The sequence below is a fragment of the Baekduia sp. genome (assembly GCF_035996765.1).
Taxonomy (GTDB): Bacteria; Actinomycetota; Thermoleophilia; order Solirubrobacterales; family Solirubrobacteraceae; genus Baekduia.
The window spans coordinates 1-10,839 of sequence record NZ_DASYJG010000030.1 but is presented as its reverse complement, the minus strand read 5'-3'; the positions used below and the strand labels follow the sequence as shown (position 1 = coordinate 10,839).

The window sequence follows — 10,839 nt, the reverse complement described above, 5'->3', positions numbered from 1 at the left end:
CCGACGTCGACGCGCTGAAGGCCGCGAAGGCCGGTGACACCACGGTCGAGCAGGCCGTGGCGGACATGTCGGCCAAGATCGGCGAGAAGCTCGAGTTGCGTCGGGTTGCCTACTTCGACGGCAATGTCGAGACCTACCTGCACAAGCGTGCGGCAGACCTGCCGCCCGCCGTCGGCGTGCTCGTCGAGTACACGGGTGATGGTAAGGACGCCGCGCACGCGGTGGCCCTGCAGATCGCCGCGCTGAAGGCCAAGTACCTGACGCGTGACGAGGTCCCCGAGGACATCGTGGCCAACGAGCGTCGCATCGCCGAGGAAACCGCACGCAACGAGGGCAAGCCGGAGCAGGCGCTGCCGAAGATCATCGAGGGTCGCCTCACCGGCTTCTTCAAGGACGTCGTGCTGCTCGACCAGCCGTCGGTGTCCGACAACAAGAAGTCCGTCAAGGCACTGCTCGACGAGGCAGGCGTGACCGTGACGCGGTTCGTCCGCTTCGAGGTCGGCCAGGCCTGAGCACCCAACCAACGTGAGCGGCTCACCACGCCACTCTCGAGGAAACCCCGCGCCCACCGGAGATCCCGGTAGGCGCGGGGTTTCTGGTTTCGCAGGGCGACCCGGCGGACGTTATTTGACACGTGTGTTGCTAGCGTCGGACGCATGACATCGGTTTCCGCGTTCGACGACGACGCGCTCGGCGAGTTGGACGCGGTCGGGGTGGCCGAGGCATTGAGGTGCGGCGCGATGTCCCCGACGGACGCGGTCGAGGCGGCCATCGCCCGCACCCAGAAGGTCGACCCACAGTTGAACGGCATGGCCTACGAGGCGTTCGACCGCGCACGGGACCGCGCCGCCGCCACGCACCGCTACGGCGGCTACTTCGACGGCGTGCCGACCTTCATCAAGGACAACATCGCCGTGGCGGGCATGCCGACGATGCAGGGCACCGACGCCTGGAAGCCCCGACTGCAGGCTGCCAACGGCGATTTCGCCAGGGTGTTTCTGGCGACCGGCCTTTCGCCGCTCGGCAAGACGCAGATGTCGGAGTTCGGCTTCAACGGATCGGCAGAACATCCGCGGATCGGGCCCGTACGCAACCCGTGGGACCCCGACTACACGGCCGGGGCGTCGTCGTCGGGTTCGGGGGCGTTCGTCGCCGCGGGAGTGGTGCCGATCGCACATGCCAACGACGGCGGCGGCTCGATCCGCATCCCGGCGGCCTGCTGCGGGCTCTTCGGCCTCAAGGCCGGCCGTGGGCTGATCCCGTTCGGCCCCATCGCCGGCGAGCCGCTGCACGGCGCCGCCACCAACGGCGTCATCTCCCGCAGCGTCCGCGACAGCGCGGCGATGCTCGACGTCCTCGCCGGCCCCGACGCGACCGCCCCCTACGCGCCGGCGGTGCCCACCACCCCCTTCCTCGACGAGGTCGGCCGCGACCCCGGTCGCCTGCGCATCGGCTTCCACACCAACTCGGCCATCAACGCCAACCCGCACCCCAGCGCCATCGCCGCCGTGACCGAGGCGGCAAAGCTGCTGGAGTCGCTCGGCCACGAGGTCGAGCCGGTGGCCGCGCCCTTCGACGACGCCGCGCTGGCCCGCGACTTCCTGAACATCTGGTTCGTCCACGCGGCATGGCTGGTCGCCGACGTCCGCCGCCTCACCGGCGCCGACGAGGACGGCTTCGAGCTCGACACGCTGGTGATGGCGGCGCTCGGCCGCGCGATCAGCAGCGTCGAGCATTGCGCGGCGCTCGAGCACCGGCACGAGCACGTGCGTGGCCTGGCCACCTTCCACCAGAGTCACGACCTGCTGTTGACGCCGACCCTCGCCACGCCGCCACCGCGCATCGGGCAGTTCGACACGCCGCGCGCGCTCAAGCCCTTCGCCCGCCTGTTGCTGCGCACGGGGAGCGCGGGCCTGCTGTCACGCCTCGGCGTCGTCGACAAGATGATCGACGACAACTTGGGTTGGGTCCCCTACACGCAGCTGGCCAACCTCACCGGTCGCCCGGCCGCCAGCGTTCCGCTGCACTGGACGGCCGACGGCCTGCCGCTCGGCGTGCAGTTCGTCGCTGCGCCCGGCGGTGAGGCGCTGCTGCTGCGGCTGGCGTCGCAACTGGAGCAGGCGCAGCCGTGGGCGGCGCGCCGGCCGGCGCTCTGAGCGCCGACCGGCTGCATCCGCCGAGTCCTACGAGGTGGCGCAGATGATGTAGACGCGCACCGTCACCGCGGTGGTGTCGCCACCGGCCGGGTTGATGGCCGTGCCGCGCCAGATCGTCCACGGGTCGCCGTCAACGGGCACCGTCGGCGACGCGAGCGACCCGTTGCGCGGACCGCTGCCCGAGAACCGCGCGTCACCGTGGGTGATCGGCGTGTAGTTGGCGCCACCGCTGATCGGCGTCTCGCCCGGAGCGCACTCGACGTTGCCTTGGTCGGCGGCGGTCGACTGGCCGTCGGCCAGGACGTGGTCGATGCGGTGGATCACCGTCCCGCCGACGACCCCAGCCGGTCCCGGGGCGCCGGCAGCGCCGGTCGCGCCCTTGGCACCCGCCGGGCCCGCCGCTCCGGCGGCACCCGTCGCCCCGGTCGCACCCGTCGCACCCTTCGGGATCTGCCCGGCCGCGAAGTCCACGGCCTTCAGCGAACCGTTCTTGACCTTCGTGCTGCTCACGGCGTTCTTCTTGAGCTGCGCCGATCCAACCGAGTTCTTCGCGATCGTCGACGCGGCGTAGCCGGTCGCGCTCATCGCCATCACCAGCGCGATGATCGCCACGACCATCGCGGGGCTGGGAAGTCTGTGCCTCACGGGTTCCTCTCTGCTGCTGGAAATGCTGGACTGGACCTAACGCGCGAACCGTATCGGGGGGATCGGCGGCGGCTGGACGCGTAGGCGCGAACTTCTCGCATACCAAAGGTTAGACGCTAACCTTGAGTATGTGCCTGAGCTCGTCAAGCTTACGTGGACGCCGAATCCGGCCTCTGGCCTGCCACGCAGCGCCCGGCGCGGTTGCGACTACGAGGCCTATGTACCTGACCTGCTGGCCGGCCGGACGTTCTCGCTGAGCGGTGGGACGGCTGCGGATGTCGCTGATGCCGAGCGCGCGGTGCAGCGTCTCAACCGGGAGGCTCGAGGACTGGCGGATTCCGAGGCGGTCGCACGGCTGCTGTTGCGCGCCGAAGCGGTCGCGTCGTCGAGGATCGAAGGGCTCGAGGTCGGAGGCCGCCGGTTGTTGAAGGCCCAACTGGCCGTCGGCCTCGGCGACGATCCGGCGGACGTCACCGCGACCGAGATCCTCAACAACATCGAGGCCATACGGTGGGCCGTCGAGGCGGCAACCCGTGCCGAGGCGATCACCGTCGACCACCTCCTGTCCATCCACGCACGGCTGCTCGCGGGTACCCGCATCGAAGAGCACGGCGGCAGGCTGCGAGCGGAGCAGAACTGGATCGGCGGCAGCTCCTACAACCCGTGCTCGGCCGCGTTCGTCCCGCCGCCCTCAACGCGTGTGCTCACATTGCTCGACGATCTCTGCGCGTTCTGCAACGACGACGCGCTGCCGGCCATCGCCCACGCTGCCATCGCTCACGCGCAGTTCGAGACGATCCACCCCTTCATCGATGGCAACGGACGAACGGGCCGTGCGCTGATCCACGTGATCCTTCGCCGCCGCGGCCTCGCCCCCGTCGTCGTCCCGCCGGTCTCGCTGATGCTGGCGACGTGGTCACAGGACTACATCAACGGCCTGACCGGGACGCGCTACCGCGGTGAGGCGAGCTCACGGGAAGCCGTTGAGGGCCTCGACGCCTGGATTGCGCTGTTCGCCGCCGCCACGACGCGTGCCGTCGCCGATGCGGAGCGCTACGAGCAGCGGGTCGCCGAAGTGCAGGCGACCTGGCGCGAAGCGCTTGGCCGGCCGCGCGCCGACTCGGCGACCGACCGGCTGCTACGCGCGCTGCCCGGCGCGCCGGTCATCACCGTCCAGAGCGCCGCGGCCTTGATCGACCGCAGCGAACAGGCCATCAACAACGCGATCCCGCGGCTGCTCGAAGCCGGGGTGCTGAAGCAGACCACCGCCGGACGCCGCAACCGCGCGTTCGAAGCCGTTGACCTCATCGACGCGTTCACCGACCTCGAGCGCCAGCTCCCCAGCCCCGACGGTGACACGCGACGCACGCCGCCAGGTCGACGGGTGCCCCAGAGGCGGGCCTGAAGGCGCGGAGCTTAGCTCGCGGTCGACGCCGTCGAACCCAGGCCGTCTCAGAGATGATCGCCAGCCGGTGAGACGGGCGAAGAGGGTTACGCCCCACGCGCATGACCTCTTCGCCCTGGTGTCTCATCGGTGACCTTGGCGGGCGCGTATTGAGGGAGCGCCCAGGTCAAACGACGCGGCGGCGAGAGTCCTGTCCAGATCCCTCCACCACATCGGTGCGTCAAGGTCTCCAGGGGAGAAGGGCCTCAACGCGGGTCCGCGGGCATCTTACCGGTTTGGACACCATCTGTGTGTCTAACAAGCAAGCGGGCGGTCGCGGGGCGCTCAGACGTTCAGCGCGTGATCCTGGACCGCGGCGCGGGCCGCCGGGCGCTCGCGCCGACCGAGCCGGACGAGGGCTCCATCGCCGGGCGTGATCGTGATCATCCGCCGCCGCGGCCGCGGCGGCGGACCAGCGGCGGAAACGGTGAAGCGCTCGGCCGCTGCACGCAGGACGATGCGCATCTCCAGCAGCGCGAAGCTGGCGCCGATGCAGCGCCGGCGGCCGCCGCCGAACGGGATCCAGGTGTAGGTGCCGGGCTTGGTGTCCAGGAAGCGCTCCGGCCGGAAGGCGTGGGGCTCGGGGTAGATCTTGGGGTCGTGGTGGACGAGCGCGGCGCTGGCGATCAGCACGACGTTCGGCGGGTAGGTCCAGCCGCCGATCGTCACCTCCTGCTTGACCAGGCGGGGCTCGGCGTTGGGGAGCACCGGGCGCAGGCGCAGGACCTCGTTGATGGTGGCGTCGAGGTAGCGGTCGTCGTCGGTCGCGGCGTCGGCGGCGAGGCGCTCCAGGACCTCGGGCCGGCGGGCCAGCTGCTCGAAGGCGAAGGCCAGCGATGACGCGGTGGTCTCGTGGCCGGCGACCAAGGCGGTGACCAACTCATCGCGGATCTCCTCGTCGGACATCGGCGAGCCGTCATCGTGCTCGGCAGCGAGCAGCATGGCGAGCACGTCGTCGCGCTCGCCGCCCTCGCGGCGGCGATCGGCCATCAGCGCGAAGAGCTCAGAATCGACCTGCGCCTTGTCCTCCTCGAAGCGGCCGAAGCGGCCGCGGCCGGCGAGGAGGCGCTGTGCGGGCGGCAGCAGGGAGAGCGGGCTGTCGCCGAACGAGAGGATCGACGTCAGCCGGTCGCGCAGGCTGTTGAGGCGCGCGCCCTCGTCGAGGCCGAAGACCGCCCGAAGGATGATCTCCATCGTCAGCTGCTGAAGCCGCTCGTGGAGCGCGACCGGCTCGTCGATGGGCCAGCTGTCGAGCTCGCGGTCGGTCAGCTCGGTCATCAGACCGGTGAGCCGTTGCATGCGCTCGCCGTGGAAGGCGGGGAGCATCAGCTTGCGCTGCTCCAGATGCGGCGCTTCGTCGAGGAGGATGAGCGAATGGGGTCCGACGATCGGCGCGAGGATCCGCGCGCCCTCGCCCGGGTGCAGGACGTCGGGCGGGGCCATGAAGACCTCGCGCAGGTCGTCAGGGTCAGAGAGGATCACGGCCGGCAACTGGCCGAGCAGGCGCATGGTGAAGCGCGGGCCGTAGCGCGCACGCAGGCGTTCGACGTAGACGGTCGGTCGGTTCCACCAGCCGATCGTCTGCAGCAGCGACGGCAGTCGTGGGCCGGGCGGCAGCGTTGCCTGCATGGTCGTGATCGTCCTCTCGCTGTAGTGTCGAACGCGTGCCGCTGAGTATATGTACTGGTCAGTATGAGTCAAGCTGGACGTGGGCCTGATGCCCCGCGGTGAGTTCGATCGCAGCGCGCGCAAGGCGGCCACCCGCGCCAAGCTGTTGCAGGCGGCAGCGACGGTCTACGCCGCTCACGGCTTCGCCGGCGCGACGCTTGACGATGTCGCCGAGGAGGCCGGTCTCACCAAGGGCGCGGTCTACGGGCACTTCGGCTCCAAGGACAACCTCCTGGTGGCGCTCATGGAGGAGTACCTGGCAGCCGAGATCGCCGAGCAGGTCGCGCTGTTTGACCGCGACGAGACGACCTGGAAGCGTCCGCTCGCTGGCAGCGACCAGTGGATGCGCGAGCTCGATGAGGCTCCGGAAGCGTTCCGGTTGCTGATCGAGTTCTGGCTGGCCGCCGGACGTGACGAGCAGCTGCGGGAGCGCTTTGCGGCGGGCTTGGAGGCGCTGCGGATGACCTTTGCGCAGTTCGCTTCGGAGAGCCGGACCGATGCCGGGATGGAGAAATCACCTCAGGCCGCGCGGCACTTCGCCAACGTCATGCTCGGCCTCAGCATGGGCCTTGGCCTGATCCGCGTCGCCGACCGTGCCCATCTCTCGTCCGGACTGCTGGGGACCGCGATGTCGGTGCTCATCCGCGCGGCCGAGCGCGATGAGGAGCTGTGTGCGGCAATGGAGGACCCGGACGCGCGGTAGCTCGACGCGCAGGGCTCAGGCGAAGAGGGATGTCTGGGAGAAGCCCGGGACGTTCTCGATCTCGAGCATGCGGCGCTTGGTGACGACGCCGCCGGGTGCGGAGAAGCCGGTGAGCGCGCCGTCGGCCGCGACGACGCGGTGGCAGGGCACGATGATGGGGAAGGGGTTGCTGCCGAGCGCGGCGCCGACCGCGCGAGCCGCGTCGGGTGAGCCGACCGTGCGGGCGATCTCGCCGTAGGTCGCCACCGTGCCGGGTGCGACCGCGCGCGTGGCGGCGTAGACGCGGCGCCGGAATGCGTCGATGCCGTCCTCGTCGAGGGTGACGGCGGTGAGGTCGCGGTGCTCGCCGTCGAGCAGCGCGACCATGCCGGCGATGGCATCGCGAACGGGCGCGGGGACGTCGTCGGCGTCGTGGATGTCGACGCCGCTGAGCGGGCGCGGCCCCGGAAGCGAGACGCCGGTGATCCCGCGCGCGCTCCACGACACGCTGCACGTTCCGAGAGCCGTCGAGAACACCACCATGTCAATCACGGTACCCCCGGCGGAGGTCAGACTTCAGGCGCGGCGCAGCCGGCGGAGGCGGTCGCCAACCAGCCGGCGGCTGCTCTGCCCCATCGTGCGCAGCGGCGTGTCGCCCATCAGCATCCGCATCGAGAGCCGCAGCGTCGAGGCCGCGGCCTTGTCGGGTGAGCCGGAGTCGAAGATCGGCTCGGGGTCGTACTCGATGCCGAGCTGGATCGCCTTGGCCAGCTCGTCGCCATGGACGCGCGCGGTCAGCGCGAGCGCCATGTCGATCCCGGCCGAGACGCCCGCGCCGGTGACGAACTTGCCGTCAAAGACGACGCGGTTGGCGACGACGTCGACGCCCATCGCTTTGAGGTTCTCGCGAAAGGCCCAGTGGGTCGTGGCACGCCGCCCCGCCAGAACGCCGGCGGCACCGTAGACGCCGGAGCCGGTGCAGGCCGAGGCGAGCCAGGTGGCGGTCGGGGCGACCTGGCGCACCCAATCGAGCAGGGCCTGATCGTCGAGCGGGCCGAGGGGCTTGCTCGATCCGGGGATGACGACGACGTCGGGATCGGGCAGCTGCGCGGGGGTCGTTGTCGGCAGGACGGTGAGACCGTGGTCGCTGGAGACCGGGCTGGTCGTCGTGGCGACCCAGTGCAGCTCGACGTCGGGCCAGAGGCTGATGACCTCGTAGGGGCCGATGAGGTCCAGCGCGGTGAAGTCGGGGTAGATGACGTAAGCGATCTTCATGGGCGGATGGCGCAGCATCGCAGAGCGGCTCGGCGCCGTAGGGTTACGAGGCCGCGAAGCCCGCCAGCAACGCGCCGACGCCCGCGTTCCAGCGGCGCTGGATGGTGGCGTTGGAGCCGCCGAGGCGCTGCGAGCTCTCGGCCGCCGCCAGCCCGTGGATGAGCGCGACGTAGGCGTGGGCGATGTCAATGGCATCGCCTTGGAGCTGTCCGTCCTTGATGGCGGCCTTGACCGCCGCGACGATGCGCTTGCGCACCGCGGCGCCGGCGGCCTGCTCCTCAGGCGCCGGGTCGAAGCTGGCGAACGGGCGGGAGAACATGATCGCCGAGAGGGCCGGATGGGCGACGATGAACGTGCGGTAGCGCTGGGCGAGCGTGTGGAGCTCGTCGAGGCCGGCAGCGTCGGGGTCCGGCGTGCCGAGCTCCTGCGCCAGGTGTTCGAAGCCGGAAAAGAAGACTGCGCGCAGGACGCCGGCCTTGTCGCCGAAGAGCTCGTAGACGGCGGCAGGCGAGGTCCCGGCGGCGTCGGCCAAGCGGCGGGCGGTCAGCGCGGCCGGGCCCTCGGCGGCCAGGAGGCGCAGCGCCGCCTGCAGGACCTGCTCGGCGAGCTCCGGTGTGCGCTGCTTGGGACGCGGCATCTGTTTTTGGAGAATACTGGGTACTTGTTTTGAAACGATGTTCCGGTACGCTTCGCGCCATGACGACGACACGCACACGCTACGAGCTGACCGACGGCATCGCGACCATCACGATGGACGACGGCAAGGTCAACGCCATGTCGCCCGACATGTCCGCCGAGTTGTTGGGGCATTTGGATCGCGCCGAGGCCGAAGCGGCGAAGGTCGTCGTGCTCGCCGGCCGTGAGCGGACGCTATCGGCCGGCTTCGACCTCAAGGTTGAGCCCGCGGGCTGGCCGGCGATGATGGCCTCGGGTGCGCGACTGTCGGCGCGGATGCTCTCGTTCCCGCGGCCTGTTGTCGTCGCTTGTCCGGGCAATGCCATTGCCATGGGCGGCTTCCTCTTGTTGTCGGCCGACTACCGCGTTGGCGCCGCGGGCGACGGGCGCATCGGGCTCAACGAGGTGGCGATCGGGCTGACGATCCCATGGTTCGCCATCGAGATCGCCCGCCACCGACTGCCGCGCCCGGCCTTCGACCGCTGCACGGTCACGGGTGTGCTGCTCGGTCCGGAAGAGGCCCGCACGGCAGGCTTCCTCGACGAGGTGGTCTCTGCGGAAGACTTGCAGACCGCCGCCCTCACGGCCGCCCAGCAGCTGGCCACGATCGACGCCGTAGCCCACGCGGCCGCGAAGGTCCGCGTGCGCCGCGAGGTCCTCGCCGGTTTGGAGGACGGCATCGCGCGCCTGGAGGGCGACGGCCGGGAGTGGTGAGTCCGCCGAGTGGCGCACGGCGAGCACCGGTCGCTTTGACCGGGAATATCCCGGTCAACGTACCCAGCACTGTCGATTTGCGCCCGCGCCGTTCGTCTCCCTGCGACCATCCACTCAAGGAGGACCCGATGAAGTACTTGCTGTTGATCCATCAGGGCACCACGCCGACGCCGCGCGATGAGTCGTGGAAGGACCTGTCGCAGGAGGAGCAGAACGCGGTCTACGCCGCCTACAAGGAGATCAACGAGAACCCGGGTGTGACGTCCGGGCTGGCGTTGGAGCCGCCGGAGCTGGCGACGACGGTGCGGGTGCAGGACGGCAAGACGCTGACCACCGACGGGCCGTTCGTCGAGCTCAAAGAGGCCGTCGGCGGCTACCTGATCTTCGAGGCCGACGACCTCGATGCGGCGATCGAGCTGGCCGCCAAGATCCCGGCCGCGAGCCTGGGTGGCGCGATCGAGGTGCGCCCGATCATGGAGAACGCGTGGTAGCACCGCTCGAGCTCGAGCGGGCCTTTCGCGACCAATGGGGTCGCGTTTTGGCCACCCTGATCGGCTTCCTCGGCGACTTCGACCTCGCCGAGGAGGCCGCGCAGGAGGCCTTCGCGATCGCCGCCGAGCGCTGGGCGCGCGACGGCGTCCCGAGCGACCCGGGCGCCTGGCTGATCACGACCGCGCGCAACCGCGCGATCGACCGCATCCGCCGCAACCGCGTGCTGGTCGAGAAGGTCGGCCTGCTCGAGGTCCCGCAGACCATCGAGGACCCCATGGACGAGGCAGCCCCCACCTTCCCCGACGAGCGGCTCGAGCTGCTCTTCACCTGCTGCCATCCGTCGCTGGCCGTCGACGCCCAGGTCGCGCTGACGCTGCGCACGCTCGGCGGTCTGACCACCCCCGAGATCGCGCGCGCGTTCCTGGTCGGTGAGCCGACGATGGCCCAGCGTCTCGTGCGCGCCAAGCGCAAGATCAAGGCCGCGGGCATCCCCTTTCGCGTGCCGCCGGACCACCTCCTGCCCGACCGGCTCACCGCCGTGCTGGCCGTCATCTACCTGATCTTCAACGAGGGGTACTCGACCCCGCCCGCCCGCAGCGACCTCGCCGCCGAGGCGATCCGGCTCGGCCGTGCGCTGGCCGAGCTGATGCCCGACGAGCCCGAGGTCCATGGGCTGCTGGCCATGATGATGTTGTTGGACGCGCGCCGCGCGGCACGCCTGAGCGAGGACGATGACTTGGTCCTGCTCGCCGACCAGGACCGCGCGCTGTGGGACCGTGCGCAGATCGACGCCGGCCGCACGGTGCTGGACCGCGCGTTCGCGTTGCGCGGCCGCGGCCCGTACGTCCTGCAGGCCGCGATCGCCGCGCTGCACGCCGACGAGCCGCGCGACTGGGCGCAGATCGCCGGGCTCTACGGCGAGCTGGCGCGCCTGACCGACTCGCCGGTGGTGGAGCTGAGCCGCGCGGTGGCGGTGGCGGAGGCCGAGGGGCCGGCGGCGGGACTGGCGATCGTCGATGGGTTGGCGCTTCTCGAGGACTATCACTACCTGCACGCCGCGCGGGGGGAGCTGCTGCGGCGGCTCGGGC

The 10,839-nt window shown here is 70.5% G+C and carries 12 protein-coding genes; 7 read left to right on the top strand and 5 right to left on the bottom strand.

From position 1 onward, the window contains the following. Both tsf and VGO10_RS06620 read left to right on the top strand, forming a co-directional pair. Positions 1-512, top strand: a 512-nt coding sequence (tsf, locus tag VGO10_RS06625) for a translation elongation factor Ts (protein ID WP_327466433.1), incomplete at its 5' end; no start/stop codon positions are given. Positions 513-656: 144 nt separating this feature from the next. Further along, positions 657-2,156 (top strand): amidase, encoded by a 1,500-nt coding sequence (locus tag VGO10_RS06620; protein WP_327466431.1) that lies wholly within the window; start codon positions 657-659, stop codon positions 2,154-2,156. A 27-nt stretch (positions 2,157-2,183) separates the two neighbouring features. Here VGO10_RS06620 and VGO10_RS06615 read toward each other — a convergent pair whose 3' ends face one another. Continuing rightward, a complete protein-coding gene (locus tag VGO10_RS06615; protein WP_327466429.1) occupies positions 2,184-2,801 on the bottom strand; it encodes a hypothetical protein in 618 nt (205 codons plus the stop codon). Positions 2,802-2,931: 130 nt separating this feature from the next. On the opposite strand from VGO10_RS06615, the gene VGO10_RS06610 reads away from it, so the two are divergent. Then, positions 2,932-4,206: a Fic family protein gene (locus VGO10_RS06610; protein WP_327466427.1), complete on the top strand. Its 1,275-nt coding sequence runs from the start codon at positions 2,932-2,934 to the stop codon at positions 4,204-4,206. Positions 4,207-4,530: 324 nt separating this feature from the next. Here the strand turns inward: VGO10_RS06610 and VGO10_RS06605 are convergent, their stop codons facing one another. Further along, the gene (locus VGO10_RS06605; RefSeq protein ID WP_327466425.1) at positions 4,531-5,874 is read right to left on the bottom strand and encodes a cytochrome P450; all 1,344 of its coding nucleotides are present in this window, start codon (positions 5,872-5,874) and stop codon (positions 4,531-4,533) included. An 88-nt stretch (positions 5,875-5,962) separates the two neighbouring features. On the opposite strand from VGO10_RS06605, the gene VGO10_RS06600 reads away from it, so the two are divergent. Further along, a complete protein-coding gene (locus VGO10_RS06600) occupies positions 5,963-6,616 on the top strand; it encodes a helix-turn-helix domain-containing protein (RefSeq protein ID WP_327466423.1) in 654 nt (217 codons plus the stop codon). A 15-nt stretch (positions 6,617-6,631) separates the two neighbouring features. Here VGO10_RS06600 and VGO10_RS06595 read toward each other — a convergent pair whose 3' ends face one another. From VGO10_RS06595 to VGO10_RS06585, 3 genes are read right to left on the bottom strand one after another with little or no spacing between them, the layout of a single operon-like run. Continuing rightward, positions 6,632-7,138: an MGMT family protein gene (locus tag VGO10_RS06595; protein ID WP_327466421.1), complete on the bottom strand. Its 507-nt coding sequence runs from the start codon at positions 7,136-7,138 to the stop codon at positions 6,632-6,634. A gap of 33 nt (positions 7,139-7,171) precedes the next feature. Continuing rightward, complete coding sequence (locus VGO10_RS06590) at positions 7,172-7,870, bottom strand: DJ-1/PfpI family protein (RefSeq protein WP_327466419.1); 699 nt, start codon at positions 7,868-7,870, stop codon at positions 7,172-7,174. Between the two features lie 43 nt (positions 7,871-7,913). Further along, the gene (locus tag VGO10_RS06585; RefSeq protein WP_327466417.1) at positions 7,914-8,507 is read right to left on the bottom strand and encodes a TetR/AcrR family transcriptional regulator; all 594 of its coding nucleotides are present in this window, start codon (positions 8,505-8,507) and stop codon (positions 7,914-7,916) included. A 59-nt stretch (positions 8,508-8,566) separates the two neighbouring features. Here VGO10_RS06585 and VGO10_RS06580 point away from each other — a divergent pair, with 59 nt between their 5' ends. The 3 genes from VGO10_RS06580 to VGO10_RS06570 all read left to right on the top strand — a co-directional run. Further along, on the top strand, positions 8,567-9,259 hold the full coding sequence (locus VGO10_RS06580; RefSeq protein ID WP_327466415.1) for a crotonase/enoyl-CoA hydratase family protein: 693 nt from the start codon (positions 8,567-8,569) through the stop codon (positions 9,257-9,259). 128 nt (positions 9,260-9,387) lie between these two features. Beyond that, positions 9,388-9,750: a YciI family protein gene (locus tag VGO10_RS06575; protein WP_327466413.1), complete on the top strand. Its 363-nt coding sequence runs from the start codon at positions 9,388-9,390 to the stop codon at positions 9,748-9,750. Then, positions 9,744-10,839: RNA polymerase sigma factor (locus tag VGO10_RS06570; protein ID WP_327466411.1), on the top strand; the 1,096-nt coding region annotated here is incomplete at its 3' end. The genes VGO10_RS06575 and VGO10_RS06570, both read left to right, overlap by 7 nt.